This is a genomic window from Brachyspira murdochii DSM 12563, from assembly GCF_000092845.1.
In the GTDB taxonomy this organism is placed as follows: Bacteria; Spirochaetota; Brachyspiria; order Brachyspirales; family Brachyspiraceae; genus Brachyspira; species Brachyspira murdochii.
Window position 1 is genome coordinate 541,017 of sequence record NC_014150.1, and the last position, 18,868, is coordinate 559,884.

General features: G+C 27.1%; 21 protein-coding genes. 10 read left to right on the forward strand and 11 right to left on the reverse strand.

Translation table 11 applies throughout. The annotated features are described in order from the left end of the window. Window positions 1–47: 47 nt before the first annotated feature. The 6 genes from BMUR_RS02205 to BMUR_RS02230 are packed head-to-tail and all read right to left on the reverse strand — an operon-like array spanning window position 48 to window position 4,194. A complete protein-coding gene (locus tag BMUR_RS02205; RefSeq protein WP_013112964.1) occupies window positions 48–488 on the reverse strand; it encodes an acyl-CoA thioesterase in 441 nt (146 codons plus the stop codon). 3 nt (window positions 489–491) lie between these two features. Further along, window positions 492–1,454 (reverse strand): LpxL/LpxP family acyltransferase, encoded by a 963-nt coding sequence (locus BMUR_RS02210; protein WP_013112965.1) that lies wholly within the window; start codon window positions 1,452–1,454, stop codon window positions 492–494. Window positions 1,455–1,465: 11 nt separating this feature from the next. Then, entirely contained in the window at window positions 1,466–1,810 is a 345-nt protein-coding gene (locus BMUR_RS02215) for a hypothetical protein (RefSeq protein WP_013112966.1), read from the reverse strand. 1 nt (window position 1,811) lies between these two features. Further along, the gene (locus BMUR_RS02220; protein WP_013112967.1) at window positions 1,812–3,158 is read right to left on the reverse strand and encodes an AMP-binding protein; all 1,347 of its coding nucleotides are present in this window, start codon (window positions 3,156–3,158) and stop codon (window positions 1,812–1,814) included. Between the two features lie 16 nt (window positions 3,159–3,174). After that, window positions 3,175–3,435 carry a phosphopantetheine-binding protein gene (locus BMUR_RS02225; protein WP_013112968.1) on the reverse strand — a complete coding sequence of 87 codons (261 nt, stop codon included), beginning with the start codon at window positions 3,433–3,435 and terminating at the stop codon, window positions 3,175–3,177. A 51-nt stretch (window positions 3,436–3,486) separates the two neighbouring features. Next, the gene (locus BMUR_RS02230) at window positions 3,487–4,194 is read right to left on the reverse strand and encodes a beta-ketoacyl synthase chain length factor (RefSeq protein ID WP_013112969.1); all 708 of its coding nucleotides are present in this window, start codon (window positions 4,192–4,194) and stop codon (window positions 3,487–3,489) included. Window positions 4,195–4,581: 387 nt separating this feature from the next. Here BMUR_RS02230 and BMUR_RS02235 point away from each other — a divergent pair, with 387 nt between their 5' ends. From BMUR_RS02235 to BMUR_RS02275, 9 genes are all read left to right on the forward strand, one after another. Next, complete coding sequence (locus BMUR_RS02235; protein WP_013112970.1) at window positions 4,582–4,971, forward strand: MerR family transcriptional regulator; 390 nt, start codon at window positions 4,582–4,584, stop codon at window positions 4,969–4,971. A 12-nt stretch (window positions 4,972–4,983) separates the two neighbouring features. Further along, window positions 4,984–5,454 (forward strand): cyclophilin-like fold protein, encoded by a 471-nt coding sequence (locus BMUR_RS02240; RefSeq protein WP_013112971.1) that lies wholly within the window; start codon window positions 4,984–4,986, stop codon window positions 5,452–5,454. A gap of 186 nt (window positions 5,455–5,640) precedes the next feature. Next, window positions 5,641–6,486, forward strand: coding sequence for an aldo/keto reductase (locus tag BMUR_RS02245; RefSeq protein WP_013112972.1), 846 nt, complete (start codon window positions 5,641–5,643; stop codon window positions 6,484–6,486). Between the two features lie 102 nt (window positions 6,487–6,588). Beyond that, window positions 6,589–7,509 carry an aldo/keto reductase gene (locus BMUR_RS02250; RefSeq protein WP_041749968.1) on the forward strand — a complete coding sequence of 307 codons (921 nt, stop codon included), beginning with the start codon at window positions 6,589–6,591 and terminating at the stop codon, window positions 7,507–7,509. 427 nt (window positions 7,510–7,936) lie between these two features. Beyond that, the gene (locus tag BMUR_RS02255) at window positions 7,937–8,914 is read left to right on the forward strand and encodes an aldo/keto reductase (protein WP_013112974.1); all 978 of its coding nucleotides are present in this window, start codon (window positions 7,937–7,939) and stop codon (window positions 8,912–8,914) included. A gap of 316 nt (window positions 8,915–9,230) precedes the next feature. Next, on the forward strand, window positions 9,231–9,740 hold the full coding sequence (locus tag BMUR_RS02260) for a flavodoxin (RefSeq protein WP_013112975.1): 510 nt from the start codon (window positions 9,231–9,233) through the stop codon (window positions 9,738–9,740). A 34-nt stretch (window positions 9,741–9,774) separates the two neighbouring features. Next, a complete protein-coding gene (locus BMUR_RS02265) occupies window positions 9,775–10,224 on the forward strand; it encodes a (R)-mandelonitrile lyase (protein ID WP_013112976.1) in 450 nt (149 codons plus the stop codon). 103 nt (window positions 10,225–10,327) lie between these two features. Next, window positions 10,328–11,797, forward strand: coding sequence for a flavodoxin (locus BMUR_RS02270; protein ID WP_013112977.1), 1,470 nt, complete (start codon window positions 10,328–10,330; stop codon window positions 11,795–11,797). A 123-nt stretch (window positions 11,798–11,920) separates the two neighbouring features. Continuing rightward, the gene (locus BMUR_RS02275; RefSeq protein ID WP_013112978.1) at window positions 11,921–12,589 is read left to right on the forward strand and encodes a DUF4405 domain-containing protein; all 669 of its coding nucleotides are present in this window, start codon (window positions 11,921–11,923) and stop codon (window positions 12,587–12,589) included. Here BMUR_RS02275 and BMUR_RS02280 read toward each other — a convergent pair. Beyond that, the gene (locus tag BMUR_RS02280) at window positions 12,586–13,479 is read right to left on the reverse strand and encodes a LysR family transcriptional regulator (protein ID WP_013112979.1); all 894 of its coding nucleotides are present in this window, start codon (window positions 13,477–13,479) and stop codon (window positions 12,586–12,588) included. The genes BMUR_RS02275 and BMUR_RS02280 overlap by 4 nt on opposite strands. 157 nt (window positions 13,480–13,636) lie before the next feature. On the opposite strand from BMUR_RS02280, the gene BMUR_RS02285 reads away from it, so the two are divergent. Further along, window positions 13,637–13,987: a MerR family transcriptional regulator gene (locus tag BMUR_RS02285; protein WP_013112980.1), complete on the forward strand. Its 351-nt coding sequence runs from the start codon at window positions 13,637–13,639 to the stop codon at window positions 13,985–13,987. Window positions 13,988–14,051: 64 nt separating this feature from the next. Here BMUR_RS02285 and BMUR_RS02290 read toward each other — a convergent pair whose 3' ends face one another. The 4 genes from BMUR_RS02290 to BMUR_RS02305 form a co-directional block, all read right to left on the reverse strand. Next, window positions 14,052–15,245, reverse strand: a complete 1,194-nt coding sequence (locus BMUR_RS02290; RefSeq protein ID WP_013112981.1) for a class I SAM-dependent RNA methyltransferase — start codon at window positions 15,243–15,245, stop codon at window positions 14,052–14,054. 503 nt (window positions 15,246–15,748) lie between these two features. Beyond that, window positions 15,749–17,029, reverse strand: a complete 1,281-nt coding sequence (locus BMUR_RS02295; protein WP_013112982.1) for a GNAT family N-acetyltransferase — start codon at window positions 17,027–17,029, stop codon at window positions 15,749–15,751. Between the two features lie 45 nt (window positions 17,030–17,074). Then, window positions 17,075–17,905 (reverse strand): RecB family exonuclease, encoded by an 831-nt coding sequence (locus tag BMUR_RS02300; protein WP_013112983.1) that lies wholly within the window; start codon window positions 17,903–17,905, stop codon window positions 17,075–17,077. 34 nt (window positions 17,906–17,939) lie between these two features. Further along, window positions 17,940–18,809: an ankyrin repeat domain-containing protein gene (locus tag BMUR_RS02305; protein ID WP_013112984.1), complete on the reverse strand. Its 870-nt coding sequence runs from the start codon at window positions 18,807–18,809 to the stop codon at window positions 17,940–17,942. Between the last annotated feature and the right edge of the window lie 59 nt (window positions 18,810–18,868).

Consider the following 18,868-nt stretch of genomic DNA (forward strand, 5'->3'; position numbering starts at 1 on the left):
AATACAAAAAACAAACAATTTGTAAAAAAAATTTTATATGAGTAGTATCAAAGTTTATTAAGTTTTTCTATTCTTTCAATAAAATCTTTAGGGCTATTTAAAAAGCCTTTTCTAGTTTCTGAATCTATAGGCATCTGCAATGTGCTTGATTTTGATATAATTTTATCATTTTCATCATAAAAAGTATATTCTGTTTTCATACCATTTAAATATTCTGTAATTTCAGTATGTATTCTCACCCTTTGATTTAATTTTATAGAGTTGATATATTTTATTTCAAGTTTAACTATAGGCCACATAACACCTTTAGCTGTCATAATATCATAATCATAATCTATAATAGAAAGCATAGCCTCCCTAGCCTGCTCCATAAACTTTATATAATTTCCATGCCAAACTACCCCCATAGGATCTAAATCATAAAAAGAAGGCTTTATATAATAATCATTTTCTAAATAAACTTTTTTATTATCAGTGCGTTTTTTCATAAATCAATTCCCCTTATACCAAAAATCATGAAAATTATACCATTGATAAGGATATTCTATAGCTTTTTTTTCAATAATAGAAGCAAATTCTTTTGTTAAATCTAAAATAGTTTCATTTTTTTTCTTTCTGTTTTTTAATTCTGTATTATCAAGTTTTATTTTAGAAGAATGTATATAAAAATTATATTTTTTTGAAAGTATTTTATCATTTTCTCTCAAAGCAAAGAAATAGTAAACAGGATATTTAAGCAAAATAGGTATAAGAAAAGCACCGCATGGAAAAGGAGCTTCTTCTCCTAAAAACTCTATATAATTTACTCTGTCAGTTTTATTAGATGTTCTGTCTCCTGCTATAGCAACTATCTCTCCATTATCAAGTTTATTTTCTATACTTAAAATAGTTTCAGGTCCTATATTTGAAGCATCAATAAAATCTATAAAAGAATTATTCTTACCCTCTCCAATCAATATATTAACATTTTTATTAACACGTGAATCTATTATTATATTTATCTTATAATTTTTTATAGGGTTTCCCTCATTAATAACTGCAAGTGCCTTTAAAAGCTCAATGTTTCCAATATGCGAAAATAATATTATCATTCCCTTTTTACTATTAAGCAAATCAATAACTTTTTTATACTCATCTTCGGTCTTTACTATAAGATCTTTTATAGGTATATCCCCATTCCAAGCTGCTATTTTTTCAGATACAGAAACAACAAATGAAAGTAAATGCCTATAAGAACAAATTAAGTTAGATTTTACTTTTTTATTATATTTAGACATTCTTTTAAGATATTCTCTTGAAGCCTTCATTCTGCTTTTAGAATAAAAGAAATAAAATATACTTACCGGAATAAGATATATTATAACAAAAGTTCTTCCAAGAAGTTTATAAACAAAAGCTGAAAATATAACTTTCCATCTTGTGCCTATTTCTTTTTCTTCGCTCCAATGACTCATAAGATGAACCTTTATTTTAAATAAATCTTACCGTCAGAATATTTTTTATCTTCATCATACATCTTAAAAGAAAGCGTATTATTTAAATAATAACATTCTAATGTAATAATAGTATTTGGAAAAATCATATTAACAAATTTCAATTTTAAAAGTTTATTTACAGAAAAATTTCTGCTGAAAATACTTTTATATATATCAAGAGCAATTTTAACCTGAGCTATAGCAGGCAAAAGTTTCAAGTTTTCAAAATGCCCGTCAAAATAAGGCATTCTCTCATCTATAAAAACTTTTACTCTAAACATATCAGAAGTTTTTTCTTCTATATTATAGTCTTTAAAACCTATATAATTATCCAAATTAATTTCCTTGCATTATAGAATCAAGTGCTTTTCTGTCTATTTTTCCAATCTCAGTTCTTGGAATACTATCTACAAAATATATCTTTTTTGGAAGTACAACGGTTTCAAAATATCCTTTTAAATACTCTATAACATACTTTTTCATATGTTCAGCATTTCTGTCTCTATTACTAAGAACTATAAAAGAAGCTATGTATTCCCTTTTATCAGACTTACAATATATAGTATAACTGTCTTTAAAATGCTTATCCATAAGTATTTGCCTGTCTATCTGCTGAACACTGATTCTTTTTCCTTCAATTTTTACTATAGAATCCTCTCTTCCTATAAGCTCAAACTCATTTTCATTTTTCATATTAACTACATCGCCGACATATATCCAAACATTTTCTCCAGTGTATCCGGAACAGCATTCTATACTTCCATGCTCATCAGTTTTTAAACTTACTACACTGAGTCTTGTCCATAAGTCATTTTCGCTTCTTCGTCTGTAAGCCATAGCCCCAGCCTCAGTGCTGCCGTAAATTTCTGTAACATCAACTCCAAATACATATTTAGCAAGATCATTAACTTTTTTATCTAATAATCCTGTAGATGAAAATAAATGCCACTCTGCTCTTATTTTCAATGAAGATCTGTCTATTCTCTTTAAAAATGCCGGAGTTGTAACTATAGTAATTTTTTCATATTCATAAAAATTATTAACTGTTTCTAAATAATTTATCCTATTATCCAAAAATCTAAGTTCAAGCATATAAGGAACTAGCACCGCAAAAACAAAACCATAACTATGATAATGAGGTACTGTATATATAAATATAGAATCTTTCATATCATCAGTAAATTGATTAACTATTTTTGAAGCCTCTGCCTCAAATTGCTTAAGAGTTTTTTCTATAAGTTTAGGGTATCCAGTAGATCCTGAGGTATAAAAATTGATGTTTATATTTTCATCTATAATAGTTTCTTTAAGTATATCAAACCATTTATCATTACATGCACTTTCAAATACTTCATCTAAATTTAGAGCTGATTTATAATTATCAGATATATAAACCATAGAACTGCCTATTATACTTTCTACATATTTAGGACTATTATTATTTAATACATTTACTCTTTTTTTTAGAATAAATCCAGATACAGTTATTACAATAAATCTGTATGCATCTTCAATAAATATTGTGATAGTATCTTCTTTGTATTTAGAGATATACTCCAAAGCTCTTACTATATCGCAAATAAAGTCCTTATATTTTATAGAACCTGTATTTTCCTTATGCAAAAGAAAAATATCTTCTGAATCTTTTAGTGAATAAAAATTTGTATTGCTTAATTTTCTCATAATATTTTTTTTAATTTTATTTATTATCTGAATTTTCTCTTATATATTGTGCCAATGTTGCAACAGAATAGAAATGTTTTTTATTGTTTTCTTCTATATCAGAAAAACTTATATTAAATTTCTTTCTTATAGCAACGCCTATTTCCAAAGCATCTATAGAATCAAGTCCCAATTCATCACCGAATAAAGGAGCATCTGTATCTATATCATATATTGTCATATCTTCCAAATTAGCCGCCTCTATTACTATCTGTTTTATTTGTTCTTCAATAGTCATGTTATAATTCTCCTTAATAATAATTTTACATAAATCTATAGAATAATTAAGTTATTTTTTTGTTAATTCGATTTTTCCCAATTTTAAACTGGCATTGTTATCTGCTGATATAAATTTAATAAAATCAATAATAGAGTTTTCATCTTTTTTTATATCACTTTCAATGATATTCATATTTATATCAGCATCTTCCTTTGAGATAATGCATGAAAAGGCAAAAGAATAATTAACACATCTTGATATAGCTTCATAGCTTTCAGGCAGTTTTTCATCCGCTATTATTATAAGTGCTTTACTATGTTCAGAATTATTTAAAAAAGAAACAGCCTGTATAAGTGCCGTATCTACAAAATTATCATAGCATGTAACAGCAACTGCTCTCTCATGATTTTTATAAAATATTGTAAGCTGTGCTGCTGCTGTATTAAAAACAGAAAAACTAAAAAGTGCAGGTGATACTTCATGTTCTGTTACTATTTTTTTAGATATATTATACTGCTGTTTTATCTCGCCATATTTAGATACAAAAAATATAGGCATTTGTTCATTTTCTTTAAGTATATTTTTTACGGATTCAAATGATAATTTAGTTATCTGACTAAGTCTTCTTTTCTGTGCTCTTGGTATAAAATCTAAATCCGGACTGGCTTCGCCATAAGTAATTTTTATATCGCTGTTTATATTATCCAATATAAATTTTTTATCTATATTAGGGGCAAAAAAATCCCAATCCAAAACCTTAAAACATAAATCCGACATAAATTTCCTAAATAAAAATTATAATATTACTTTTACAAATTATACTAAATTATGCTATAAAGTCAACTATTAAATAATTGTTTCATAATAAATTAAACAATTTGAAACATTATTCAATAACTTAGAGCATATTAACAAATATACTTACAAAGTGCATATCTTATAAATAAAATATACAGCATTATAATAACTTATGATAAAACAGATACATAAATATTAAGCTTAATTACTCAATACTTTTTTATTATAGATAATTATAATACATAAGTATTTGATATATTTTGTTAATAATTTAAACTAAATATCATAATTTTTTAATAAATAAATATTGACATTGGAGTGCACTCTAATGATAAAATATACAAAAATGAAGGAGGTAATTAATACATGACAATAGCAGAAGTTAGTAAAAAAACAGAATTATCCGCTGACACTTTAAGGTATTATGAAAGAATAGGAATAATACCAGAAATAGAAAGAAGCGAAAGCGGAATAAGAAATTATACTGATTATGATTTGGGCTGGATAGAGTTTTCAAAATGTATGCGAAACTCTGGAATGTCTATAGAATCGATAATAGAATATATAAAGCTATACAATAAAGGTGATGCAACACTAGAAGCTAGAAAACAGCTTTTAGTAAGTCAGAGAGATGCTATGCAGGAAAAATTAAATGAACTTCAGGCTACTTTAGATAAACTAAATAAAAAAATAGAAAATTACGGACATCAAATGTCAGTACATGAAAAAGATATGCTCAAAAGTAAAAATAATTAAGGACAAATATTTATGAAAATAAAAAAATATTTTTTAAGTTTATTAATTTTTTATATTATGGCATCTATTGCCTGCAATTCAGTTTACGGAGATAATACAACTATGGAAAATTTAAATGTTTTAAATACTTCAGTTAATGTAAAAATAAAAGACAAAGAATATAAATTAAAACTATATGATAATCAAACAGCAAAAGATTTTTTAGCTCTTCTTCCTTTAACTGTTAATATGAATGATTTAAACAGCAATGAAAAATATTATAATTTAAGCAAAATCCTTACAACTAAAACTGAAAATATAGGAAGCATAAAAACAGGTGATTTTTTACTATATGGTAATAACTGCATAGTATTATTTTATGAAAGTTTTAGAACTTCATACAGTTATACGAGACTTGGATATATAGAAAATACAGAAAGTTTAAAAGAAACACTTGGAAGGGGAAGCGTTGAAATAACTTTTAGTGCCGCTAGTGAAAATTAAAAAAAATTATAAAAACAACTATTGACATTGGAGTAAACTCTAATGCTATAATTTGAAAATAATTAATAAGGCTGAATGTAAATTTTATTATAATATAGTTTATTGATAGCAGCAAATATAAAAATTTCGGGAGTCTTTTAAGAGCCTTTAAGCTCGAAATTTTTATTAGCAATAATAGGAGCATATATGAAAACTGTAAAATTAAATAACGGACTTGAAATGCCTATATTAGGATTCGGAGTTTTTCAAATACCAGATTATGAAGAATGTAAAAAATCAGTATTAAATGCCATTGAAGCAGGATACAGATTGATAGATACTGCCGCAGCATATTTTAATGAAAAAGCTGTGGGTGATGCTATAAAAGAAAGCGGTATTAATAGAAAAGAATTATTTATAACAACTAAATTATGGATAACAGATGCTGGATATGATAATGCTAAAAAGGCTTTTGAATTATCTATGGAAAAACTAGGTTTAGATTATTTGGATTTATATCTTATACATCAGCCTTTTGGTGATTATTATGGTTCTTGGAGAGCTATGGAAAATTTATATAGTGAAGGAAAAATTAAGTCTATAGGAGTGTGTAACTTTTATCCGGATAGATTATTAGATTTAGTTATGCATAACAAAATAGCTCCTATGATTAATCAAATAGAAACTCACCCATTTTTTCAAAGAGAAGAAGATAATAAACTTATGAAAGAATACGGCATTCAAATAGAATCTTGGGGACCTTTTGCTGAAGGAAGAAACAATATGTTTACTAATGAAACTATTACAAAAATAGCAAAAAAACATAATAAAACCACTGCTCAAGTTATATTAAATTGGCTCATAAAAAGAAATGTTGTTGTCATACCAAAAAGCGTTCATAAAGAAAGAATTATAGAAAACTTTAATGTGTTTGATTTTGAATTAGATGATAGTGATATGAATGAAATATCAAAGCTAGATACAAAAAAGAGTTTATTTTTATCACATACTGATATTGAAACTGTAAAATATTTATGCAATTATAAAATTTAATAGTTTGTAATTTAATTATCAATTTCTTCTATAGAAATAAATAAGTATTATAATGCACTATAGGTGTATAGTTTATAAATTAATTAATAAAAAGGATAAGTGATGAAAAAAATATTTTTTAGCTTGTTATTTACTTTCATTTTAATTATCACAATATTTTCATTAAATAAAAAAGCAGAGGCAAATACTAATATGGAAAACAATAAAGTAGTTTTTAACTTCAATACAAAAACAGCAAAATTAAACAGCGGATACGAAATACCATTAAACGGCATAGGTACATATAGTCTATTAAATGATGAATGCTACAATTCTGTACTTTTTGCTTTACAAAATGGTGTAAGATTAATTGATACAGCATATATATACAGAAATGAAGAAGAGGTTGGAAAAGCTGTAAAAGATTCAAAGATTGATAGAAAAGATATTTTTATTATTACAAAATTGTATCCTAATCAATACAGCGATGCAGAAAATGCTATAAATGAAGCATTAAAAAAATTAGATGTTGAATATATTGATATGATGCTTCTTCATCACCCAAGCGGAAACGATGTTGAAGCATACAAGGCTATGGAGAAAGCGGTAAAAGAAGGAAAGATTCGCTCTATTGGACTTTCTAATTGGTACATAAAAGAATTAAAAGAGTTTCTTCCTAAAATAAATATAATGCCTGCTTTAGTTCAAAATGAAATACACCCATATTATCAGGATACTGATGTTATAGAGTATATTCAAAGTTTGGGTATAGCTGTTCAAGGCTGGTATCCTTTGGGCGGAAGAGGACATCAAAGAGAACTTTTAAATGACAAAGTATTAAAAGATATTGCTCAAAAATATAAAAAGTCTGTCGCACAAATTATATTAAGATGGAATTTGCAAAGAGAAGTAATTGTAATACCGGGCTCTAGCAATAGAGAGCATATAATAGAAAATACAGAGATATACGATTTTGAATTAAGTGATGATGACATGAAAAAAATAGCAGAATTAAACCGTGATGAAAAACATGATTGGTATTAAAAATTAATTGAGACATGGTTTATATATAGAGTTTTTAAAGTACATATTTTTTAAGTGAATAAAAAATTATATAGTAAATTTGGTTAATATCTCATTTTAAATGAGTTTATTGATAGCAGCAAATATAAAAATTTAGGGCGTCTTTTAAGAGCCTTTAAGCCCGAAATTTTTATTAACAACAACCATAAAAATTGTGAGCATCTCTTAAATTTATTTGGCAGATAATTTTCCAAAGGCACGCAAAGCGAGTGAACAATTTTTATTAGCAATAACCATAAAAATTGTGAGCACCTGCTAAATTTATTTAGCAGATGATTGAAGCGAACAATTTTTATTAGTAATAACCATAAAAATTGTGAGCACCTGCTAAATTTATTTAGCAGGTGATTGAAGCGAACAATTTTTATTAGTAATAATAGGAGCAATTATGCAAAAAAGAAAATTAGGTAATTTGGAAGTATCAGAAATAGGTTTAGGCTGTATGGGATATGGTGTCGTGTATGATGAGCATTATGACAAAAGAGAATTAATATCCGTTATACATGAGGCTATAGAATTGGGTATTAATTTTTTTGATACGGCAGAGGCTTACGGTCCATACAAAAATGAAGAGGTTGTAGGAGAGGCATTAGAAAAATACAGAGATAAAGTTGTAATAGCTACAAAATGCGGAATAAAAACTGTAAATGGCAAACCTGTACTTAATGCTAAAAGAGAAACTATAATAAAATCATTGGAAGGTTCATTAAAAAGACTTAAAACGGACTGTATTGATTTGTACTATATTCATAGAGTTGATCCTAATACTCCAATAGAGGAAGCAGCCGATACAATGAAAGATTTAATAAAAGAAGGTAAAATAAAACATTGGGGAATTTCTGAAGCAGGTGTTAATACTATAAAAAAAGCTGATGAAGTATGCAAATTGACAGCTATACAAAGCGAATATTCTATAATGTGGAGAGAGCCTGAAAAGGAACTTATACCGTTGTTAGAAAAATTAAATATTGGTTTTGTACCTTTCTCACCTTTAGGTAAAGGTTTTTTGACAGGAAGATTTAATAATGCTTCAGACTTTTCAAATAATGATTTTAGAAGCTCTATTCCTAGATTTCAAAAAGAAAATATAAAAGATAATTATACTTTAGTTGAAGTTTTGGAAGATATAGCAAGAAGAAAAAATGTAACAAAATCTCAAATAGCATTAGCTTGGGTAGTGCATCAAAAACCATTTATAGTACCAATATTCGGAACAAGAAAAATAGAGAGATTAAGAGAGAATATAGCTTCTGTCAATGTAGAGTTTAGCAAAGAGGAATTAGAAGATATTAATAAAGCTATTTCAAGCATAAAAATATACGGAGAGAGATATCCAAAGGAGCATTTAGAGATAGTAGGAAAATAAAGAATTAATTTAAGAATAAGTTTATTGATAGCAATAAATATAAAAATTTCGGGCGTCTGTTAAATTTATTTAGCAGATACTATGCCAAAGACACGCAAAGCGGCAAACAATTTTTATTAGCAATAACCATGAAAATTGTGAACATCTGCTAAATTTATTTAGCAGATACTATCCCAAAGACACGCAAAGCAGCGAACAATTTTTATTAGCAATAACCATAAAAATTGTGAGCATCTGATAAATTTATTTATCAGATACTTTGCCAAAGGCACGCAAAGCGGGCGAACAATTTTTATTAGCAACAATAGGAGCAATTATGAAAATATTAATAGCATATTATTCACATTCAGCAAATACTAAAAAACTTGCTGAAATTATAGCAAAAGTTCTAAAATCAGAATTTCAAAATGTAAAAATAGATTTTTTCTATACTGAACCAGAAAAACCATACTCATCAAACTATAATAAAGTATTAGAAGAATCTAAAAGAGATATAAAAAATAATCATAAACCAAAATTAAAAAACAATATTGCAAGTATAGATGATTATGATGTTATATTTATAGGAAGCCCTAATTGGTGGAATACAATGGCAAGTCCTGTAGGCTCTTTTATAAGCAGTTTTGACTTTTCTAATAAAATTATTATGCCTTTCTGTACACATGGAGGAGGCGGAGCTGGTATAATAAGAACAGATATAGAAAAATTAACTAAATCAAAACAGGTTGGAAAAATATTAAGCGTATATGGAAATACAAGCAGTATAAATAATTCAGAAAGCGAAATAGAAAAATGGATTAAAAATATAAAAATAAATGTAAAATAAAAAATTTAATAATTAAAAAATAAGGAGAAATAAAATGTCAGATTATGAATACCAAAAAGCACCAGAAAAAACAGTATTTATAAAAAAAGGAGAAGGAAGAAAATTTAAAGGTTCAAAGGAATGTTTCACAGGCGATGTTGAAGTAGAATTATTAACAGATGCTAATGAAGATTCTCACTTTTCTGTAGCCTATGTAACATTTGAAGCAGGTGCAAGAAGTGCATGGCATACTCACCCATGCGGTCAGCATTTGATAGTAGTTGAAGGCATAGGACTTACTCAGGAAGAAGGAGGAGAGATTTTAGAGTTTCATGAGGGAGAAGCACTTTACTGCCCTAAAGATAAAAAACATTGGCATGGAGCCTCTCCAGACTGCAGAATGAAGCATATTGCAATAACAGGCGATAAAGACGGTAATAATGTTACTTGGTTAGAACATGTTACTGATGAAGAATATAATGCTTATAAAAATAATAAAAAATAATATTTGATTTTTATTCTATAACTTTTTCTACATACTTTTTCATCTTAAATAAATATTAGTAAAATATATTATAAATTTCATTTTTAATTAAAAGGAGGAAATTATGAAAAATAAAAAAATAGTATCAATATCTGTTCTGATTATAGCTGTAATAGTTTTTTATGCATTAAACAAATCAGAGAATAATATAATTCAAAATCAGCAGGTTTTTGCTCAGGAAGTAAACACACAGGCAAATAATTCAGGGGATGAAAAAATGATAAATGATAATTTGATATTATTAGAAGGCGGAAGTTTCATGATGGGAAGCCCAGATACTGAAAGACAGCGTGATAAAGATGAAGTTTTACATGAAGTTGTGATAAACCCTTTTTATATAGATCCGTATGAAGTTACTCAAAAGGATTATCAAAATATTATGGGTAAAAATCCAAGCCATTTTAAAGGTGAAAATCTTCCCGTAGAAAATGTTACTTGGTATGATGCTATAGAGTACTGTAATGCTTTAAGCAAAGCCAAAGGACTTACTCCAGCATATACCATAGAAGGAAATACAGTAAAATGGAATAGAAATGCTAATGGATACAGACTTTTAACTGAAGCAGAATGGGAATATGCCGCAAGAGCTGCTACAAGAACAGTATTTAATTCTCTTAATCATATTACAAGCGATAATGCCAACTTTGAAGGAAGCTATCCGTATCTTATAGAAGAAAATTATGTTAACCCTCATAACCCTGATGTAAAAACAAGCCGTTATAGAGGAAGAACATTAGAAGTAAATAGTTTAAGTCCTAATCAATTCGGGCTTTATAATATGCATGGCAATGTATCAGAATGGTGCTTTGATTATTACGGAGAATATGATACAGAAAATAATAACAATCCTTATGGTAATCAAAACGGTTCTTTAAGAGTAAGCAGAGGCGGAAGCTATATTGACTTTGCCAAACATTTAAGAGCTGCATATCGTTCTGCATGCAATCCTTTAAGCACAGACAGAAATACAGGATTTAGAATAGCAAGAAATGCAAAACCTATTAATGACATTATAGAAACAGCTTATTCTCTAAATATAAAAATACCTCAAAACCCTAAAATATTAATAGCTTATTTTTCTTATTCTGGAAATACCAGAAACGCTGCTGAGATTATAAAAGAAAAAACTGGGGCTGATATAATAGAAATAAAAATGAAGACCCCATACAGAGGAAGAGGAAACATATATGAAACATCTCAGATAGATTTAAATAATAATGTATATCCAGAATTAACAGATCATGTTCAAAATATGGAAGAGTACGATATAATACTTTTGGGCTACCCTACTTGGTGGGCTACTATGCCGATGCCTGTATTTTCATTTATAAAAGAATATGATTTTTCGGGAAAAAGTGTTATTACATTCAGCAGTCATGGGGGTACTATGTTTGGAGAAAGTGTTTCCGATTTGGCTAAACTTATACCAGATGCTTATGTAGGATTAGCTTTAGAGTTTAATTATTCTGGAGGAAGAGAATTAGAAAATAGAATTTCTGAGTGGTTAAAATTAAACTCTATAAATGAAATATAATTGAAATTATACATAAAAATTCTTTTTTATTTTATTTTCCTTTTATTTATATAGTTTATATGCTCCCAATATTTATAAAAAGTATTGGGAGCTAAATAAAAAATTTAATAAGGCAGACTGTTAATGAAATTAAAAAAAATAATAAAAATTATAATAGATATTCTAATGTATATTATATTTATTTATCTTATGAGCTACAGACCTGGAAGAGGTTTATTTCTTCATGGTATATTCGGTTTTACTCTATTTATTTTATTTATACTTCATCATCTATTAAATATAAAATGGTATGGCAGCATTACAAAAGGAAAATACGGCTTTATAAAAAAACTATTTATAACTATTAATTTTTTATTATTTTTTGATATGATTGTAATGGCAGTAAGTTCTATCATGATGTCTGGAGATATATTCGCATTCTCTCCTTTCATAGCTAATCAGTTTGCAAGAAATTTGCATGTAGTATCAACATCGTCTGGATTTGTACTTATGATATTTCATATAGGGCTTCATACTAATAATATCTTCAGAAGCATATATACAAAAGTAAAAGATACATATTTAAAATATATTTATATTGTTTTATTTTTAGTAATTTTATTTTTAGGACTATACTCTTTTATAATAAGCGGAATTATTAACTCTATGTTCCTTATACCTAAAGAAAATCATTCATTTTATGATTTATATTTTTATTTTCAGTATATAATGATGACCGTAGGAGCCTCTCAAATAGTACATTTAATTTTTATAGTTTCATACAAAATAAATAAAAAAATGAATAAACATTAACTGCCTAATTTTTCTTTAATTTTATCTAAAAATATCTTCGAGGCTTTTGAAAATACTTGATTTTTCTTCCATATAATACTTGAAGTTACATATAATTTGGGTTTTAAAGGTATAAAGCATAAATCGCTTTCGCTCACCGTATTTATAAGTTTATCCATAGTGATTACATACCCTATACCCTCTTCGACCATAATAGCCGCATTATAAATAAGGTTATAAGTTAAAACTATATTTAATTTATCAATATCTTCACCAATCCATTCATAAAATTTATTACTTTTTGATTTATTATTAAAAAATCTTTTGGGACATATTATTGGAATATTTAGTAAATCATCTTTGGTTATAAACTTTTTTTTAGATAGATGAGAATCTTTTCTCATTAATAAACCATACAATTCTTTATAAGGCATTTCTATATAATCGTATTTAGCATCATCAAAACTTCCTATTAATAGTCCGAAATCAGCAAGCCCTCTGTCTAACTTTTCTGTAATATCTGAATATACTCCGCTATGAATATGATATATTATATTCGGATACAATTCTCTTAACTCTTTTATAATATCCGCTATAATTTTTATATAATATGTCTCTCCGCTTCCTATATAAATATCTCCTGCTATTACATCTTCAGAAGACTTAAACTCCATTTTAGTTTTTTCCATTAAATCAATTATCTCTTCAGCTCTCTTTTTTAAAAGTACTCCGTCAGATGTGAGTTTTATACTGTAATTGCTCCTTATAAAAAGTTTCTTTCCTATTTCTTTTTCCAAATTATTTATTTGTCTTGATAAATTAGGCTGAGTAAGATTAAGAGTGTTTGCCGCTTTAGTAATGCTTCCCTCTCTAGCTGAAGTCAGAAAATACTTTAATGATTTTATATCCATAAATAAATATTCCAATTATTATTTTTTTGATTATCATATCATAGATAACAATATTTAGTAATACTTTTTTATTATAACTAATTATAAGATATAAGTATTTGATATATTAAGATTAATACATTAAAATAGGCTCATAATTAAGAATAAGGAGTACATCATGACTATATCAGAAGTAAGCCAATTAACAGGATTAACTAAAGACACTTTAAGATACTATGAAAAAATAGGAGTAATACCAGAAATAGGAAGAAGCAAAAGCGGTATTAGAAACTATAATGAATATAATTTAAAATGTATAGAGTTCTCAAAATCAATGCGTGATTTAGGCATATCAATAGACTCCATTATAAAATATATTAAACTTTACAAAAAAGGAAAAAATACAATAAATGAAAGAAAATCAATATTAATTAATGAAAGAGATGAAATGCAAAGACATTTTAATGAATTGAAAATAAAATTGGAAAAGCTCAATAAAAAACTAGAAGAGAAAGATTTTTTTAATTAAAAATTATTAGAGTTTGAATTATGAAGATAATAATTTTATTCTTCATAATTCAGTTTTATTTAAATTAACACTTCTCTAAATATGATACAGTTTCTATATGATAAGTATCAGCAAACATATCTATAATACTTAAATCTGATAATTTATAATAGTCTTTTAATAAATTGATATCACGTGAAAAAGTCATGGGATCACATGAAACATATATAATTTTTTTAGGTTTAATTCTGATTATTTCATTTATAGTTTTTTTATCAATACCTTCTCTTGGAGGATCTAATACTAATGCATCAATATCATAATTAATATTTTTTAATGTTATAAAAGACTCTTCATTTTTTATATTAAAATTATATTTATTTGCTATATATACAGAATCTTTGCTTATTTCAGAAGAAATAAATTTATACTCTTTATTAAAACTTTTTAATTTACTTTCTATAGCTGCTGTAAAAAATCCGCTTCCTGCATAAAGCTCTATTATAGTATTATCATCTTGAGTTATATATTTTACAGCCTCATCTTGAAATATATCAAGTAAATATAAATTGCTCTGAAAAAATGTTTTATGCCCTATACCTATATTACCATATTTAGTTTTATAGGTCATACTTATGTCGCCAAAACTTCTAACTGTTTTATTATGCTTTATAGTTATACCATTAAAATATTTTTCAAATGATTTTATATTTATTTTTTTATCAGAATCTAAAAAAGCAAGAGCCTCTCTGCTATTGTTTTCTATAGCATAAATACTTCCTGTGATATTATTTTCTTTTGAGAAATCTTTTATCCTTTTAAATAAGCTATCCTTCAAAATAACACATTCATCAATTGCTGCAAAATCATTAGTTTTAAATCTATAAAAACCAATACTTCCATTTGAAGCTATCATATTTACTCTAAGTCTGTAATTATAATTTTTATCATAAATAATTTTTATATCTTTTTTATATTCAAGATTTCTGACAGCATTTAAAACTATATTCTTTTTTATAGAAAGCTGTTTATTATAATCTATATGATTAAATACGCACCCTCCGCAGATACCAGCATATTTACATCTTGGTTTTATTCTGTATTTGGAAGGCTCTATTATTTTTTCTATAGATGCATAAGAAAATTTTTTACTTTCTTTTGTTATATTTATATCTAATACATCTCCCTCTACACTATTAGGAATAAATATAATTTTTCCATCATTATTTTTAGCAATTCCGTATCCGCCGTAAGCCGTGTCTATAATTTCAACTTTCATAAAATAATTTTATCCGTATTAAAAATGATTTTTAAATTTGAATAATATTTATGCTCTCTTCTTATACCAGTTTCACTTCCTAATTAGATATAGTACAAATAAATCATTAAGTCTGTTAATATCTTTAATAGTTTTATTATACTGAAAATTTTTAAGTTTGTCAATTTTTTTAATTGTTCTTTTTCCCGCCGCAAAAAGAACCATACGAAGTACGCCTGTGGCGAAAGTGCAAGTATAAAATTAATCCTAAATCATACTAAAATTGTTTTACATGTAAAATAGATTATTAATTTAAGCCAAAATATAGCCCTTCGCTGCCGAAGGCACGCAGCCTGCTTCTTTGGGGGCACCACCGAGTAGATGCCTAGACGGCAAAAGAAGTGGGGTGTGGGGCAAAGCCACTCAAATATTTTAAATTTAAAAAATTAATTTTTGACAAATTATATTTGTTTAGGTATATACTAAAATAAATATAAATTGTCAAAATCTAACAATATTTAAAATTAAAAATAATCAGAAAAGTAAACTTGCTCTTTTGGGATAATAGATTCAAGTAAATTAATACCTTTTATACTAGATTCTATTCTTTCTATTTTGTACAAATAAGACGGACTTTTATAGCTCATAAGCATAGCTGTAAGTGTCTGAATATTCATCTTTATAATATATCTGTCTTTAGAGTTTCTTTTATATTCTTTACTTAATCTTTTGCATATGGTGTTTCTCTCTTCGTCCCAGTGTATTAGAAAGCTGCCATTATTCCATTTTGCCATATTATCTTTTATTATAAGATTTATCTTTTTATTTTTAGGTTTTCTTAAAAAAGGATAATTTATAATAAACGCTTTAACATCAGTAATTCTAGCCATTATATAAGGTCTTATAGTTTCTTTTATCTCGCTGTCTTCAAGTAAAAATGCCATAGGTTCATTAGTATAATTATAACCATTAACTTTATCCACCATAGAAAAATGTGCTGATATATAATTCCAAAGCCCAAGTCTTGCCTCAAAATTAAGATAAACCATCTCTTTAACATGAAAAATATCATTTTCTATAACATAAACCAAAAAACCATTAGCCTCGTCTTTTTCATCATAATATATAGCAACTATAGTGTCATCAACGTCCCATCTCCAATACTCTTCCCACTCTAAATCACCTCTAATCAATGCCCCATGCCTCATATGAGAAAACTTATCATAAAGTTCTTTTAAATCATTACTGTCTGACGAAACACGCTCTACCCTTCCGCTGTTTGTAATAGTTTTAGGAAGCTGAGTATCTTTTATTTCAAAACTCATCTTATCTGATATAATTTCCCAACCCTTTCTCCTATAAAAAGGTATAGAGTAAGGATATAATACTGATATAGTCTGACCTTCTTTTTTCATAATCTCTATACTCTTTATCATCAAGTCATTCATAAGACCAAGATTAGAATATTCAGGATATGTAGCAACACCAGTAACACCAGCCATTTTATATATAACACCATGTATATTCATCTTCATAGGATATACTGCTATTTGAGAAGCTAATTTTTCTCCGTCAAACCAGCCAAGTACTTTAGCCTTACTTAATACAGCTGATTTTGCCTGTTTTATTTCATCTATTTCATAACCTAGAGTAATAAGTTCATTATTGCTTACCTGAAACGCATATCTCAAAAGATTATTAAACATTTCTAAATCTTCTAATGTTAAATATCTTATTATGAATTTATTTTTCTTTTTTCTTATTATATTTTCTTTTGAATATTCTTTTTTATTATGAATGCTCATAAAGTTACCTATTTTTCATAATTAATGACATGTAGAATTAAAAAATTAATTATTATTAGAATTTTCTATATTAGCCATAAAAAGCTCATCTGAAGGAAGTACCAAATCCTGAACATTATCTTCTTTTCCCTGACATAACTTAAAGAAATCACAAAACTCACAATGCCTTCCCACTTTTTTATCAAATGCTCTGTCATATCTTATATCATCTACTATTTCATCAAACCATTCTCTTAAATAATTAATAGATTCAGGAGTAAACTCAACAGTATCAAATTTATCATCTTCAAAATGATAATAAGAGCCGCTTGTAACTTTGAATTTAAGACCGTCCAATATACAGGCATATAATTTTAACTGTATAGTTTTTCTGTCTCTTTCATCATTATCTTCGCCTACGTCATAATATTTGGTTGTTTTATAGTCAACTATTTGTAATGTACCGTCAGCAGATAAATCTATTCTGTCTATTCTGCCAAATAAAATGTAATCTCTAACCCTATTTTCCATATAGCTTTCCATTTTATAAGGCACTTTATTAGAGAAAGAATTAAAGAAATTAGATAGCATATAAAGTCCTCTCTCTCCCAATTCCTTTTCTTCTTCTCTGCTGTTAAAGAATGCTCTTATACCGCTTCTTTTCCATACATTTCTAAATATAGTGTATAAATTCTCTAAAGTTCTCTCCTCAGCCCTCTGCTCATAAAACTCCTTACAAGTCAAATGAATAGCATTACCAAAGATAAAGTAAACATTAACACTTCTTTTTTGTTTTTTAAAAGGCTTTTCAATATATGTATACCTATACTTTCTAGGACAAAGCAAATATGTAGACATACTGTATTCACTAAATCTTTGTAATTTTTTTGCTTCCATAACTAATCATAACAAATCTAAAGAAAATAAAAAATTATTTATCTTCAGTTTGAGTATTATCAACAGTCATATATTTATTTAATAATGCTTCTATATCAGTATCATTAGTTACATCATCAGCCTTTTTACCTTCTATATCAGGCATATCAGCATCAGCACCATTATTTAAAAGAATCTCAACAGCTCTGTAGCTGTCTGAAGCAGCTGCAAAATGCAGCGGAGTCCATCCGTCATCATCCTGCATATTAACATTAGCCTTGTATTTAATTAAAATAGATATAACTGTTACCTGATTATTCATAGCAGCCCACATTAAAGGAGTAGTACCAGTATTATCTCCAACATTAACAATATCTACTTTTGAGTTTCTAGCTGCAGCAGAATCTAATATAGCTTCAACTACTTTATAATATCCTTTTGCTGAGGCAATATGTATAGCCATAGCATCATCTACGCTGTCTTTAGCTAGAATATCAGCTCCATAACTTAAAAGCATAGTTACTATATCACTATATCCGTAATACGCTGCAAGCAAAAGAGGAGTTTGACCATCAGCATACCATTTATCATTACCTTCTATAAATACACTGTCAGCAGGAAGCATAGGATTCATATCAATTTTTTTATGAGATAATAATTCTTTTACTATAACAGGCTTATTGGCTTTCACAGCTAAATGCAAAGCTGACCAGCCTTCAGCATTTGTACTATTAACATCTATACCCTCTTTAAGCATTTCTCTAACTTTAGCAATATCTCCGTTTTCTATAGAATAAAAAAATATATTGTTAGAATTAGTAGATTCTTGATTATAGTTGGTAACAATTTCAGCATTTGTTATTTCCTGCGAATATAAAGCAAAACTTAATAAAAATAAACTAACAGCAATATATACTTTTCTCATAGGTAATATATCCTTCCATAATTAATATTATAACATTGCAAATTATAGTATAAAAGTTT

Excerpts from the sequence above, each read along its gene's own strand:
- BMUR_RS02235 (WP_013112970.1), top strand. The coding sequence starts at position 4,582 with ATGACAATAGCAGAAGTTAGTAAAAAAACAGAATTATCCGCTGACACT.
- BMUR_RS02285 (WP_013112980.1), top strand. The coding sequence starts at position 13,637 with ATGACTATATCAGAAGTAAGCCAATTAACAGGATTAACTAAAGACACT.
- BMUR_RS02255 (WP_013112974.1), top strand. The coding sequence starts at position 7,937 with ATGCAAAAAAGAAAATTAGGTAATTTGGAAGTATCAGAAATAGGTTTA.
- BMUR_RS02230 (WP_013112969.1), bottom strand. The coding sequence starts at position 4,194 with ATGTCGGATTTATGTTTTAAGGTTTTGGATTGGGATTTTTTTGCCCCT.
- BMUR_RS02220 (WP_013112967.1), bottom strand. The coding sequence starts at position 3,158 with ATGAGAAAATTAAGCAATACAAATTTTTATTCACTAAAAGATTCAGAA.
- BMUR_RS02265 (WP_013112976.1), top strand. The coding sequence starts at position 9,775 with ATGTCAGATTATGAATACCAAAAAGCACCAGAAAAAACAGTATTTATA.
- BMUR_RS02295 (WP_013112982.1), bottom strand. The coding sequence starts at position 17,029 with ATGAGCATTCATAATAAAAAAGAATATTCAAAAGAAAATATAATAAGA.
- BMUR_RS02210 (WP_013112965.1), bottom strand. The coding sequence starts at position 1,454 with ATGAGTCATTGGAGCGAAGAAAAAGAAATAGGCACAAGATGGAAAGTT.
- BMUR_RS02300 (WP_013112983.1), bottom strand. The coding sequence starts at position 17,905 with ATGGAAGCAAAAAAATTACAAAGATTTAGTGAATACAGTATGTCTACA.
- BMUR_RS02275 (WP_013112978.1), top strand. The coding sequence starts at position 11,921 with ATGAAATTAAAAAAAATAATAAAAATTATAATAGATATTCTAATGTAT.
- BMUR_RS02225 (WP_013112968.1), bottom strand. The coding sequence starts at position 3,435 with ATGACTATTGAAGAACAAATAAAACAGATAGTAATAGAGGCGGCTAAT.
- BMUR_RS02305 (WP_013112984.1), bottom strand. The coding sequence starts at position 18,809 with ATGAGAAAAGTATATATTGCTGTTAGTTTATTTTTATTAAGTTTTGCT.
- BMUR_RS02205 (WP_013112964.1), bottom strand. The coding sequence starts at position 488 with ATGAAAAAACGCACTGATAATAAAAAAGTTTATTTAGAAAATGATTAT.
- BMUR_RS02250 (WP_041749968.1), top strand. The coding sequence starts at position 6,589 with ATGAAAAAAATATTTTTTAGCTTGTTATTTACTTTCATTTTAATTATC.
- BMUR_RS02245 (WP_013112972.1), top strand. The coding sequence starts at position 5,641 with ATGAAAACTGTAAAATTAAATAACGGACTTGAAATGCCTATATTAGGA.
- BMUR_RS02270 (WP_013112977.1), top strand. The coding sequence starts at position 10,328 with ATGAAAAATAAAAAAATAGTATCAATATCTGTTCTGATTATAGCTGTA.
- BMUR_RS02260 (WP_013112975.1), top strand. The coding sequence starts at position 9,231 with ATGAAAATATTAATAGCATATTATTCACATTCAGCAAATACTAAAAAA.
- BMUR_RS02280 (WP_013112979.1), bottom strand. The coding sequence starts at position 13,479 with ATGGATATAAAATCATTAAAGTATTTTCTGACTTCAGCTAGAGAGGGA.
- BMUR_RS02240 (WP_013112971.1), top strand. The coding sequence starts at position 4,984 with ATGAAAATAAAAAAATATTTTTTAAGTTTATTAATTTTTTATATTATG.
- BMUR_RS02290 (WP_013112981.1), bottom strand. The coding sequence starts at position 15,245 with ATGAAAGTTGAAATTATAGACACGGCTTACGGCGGATACGGAATTGCT.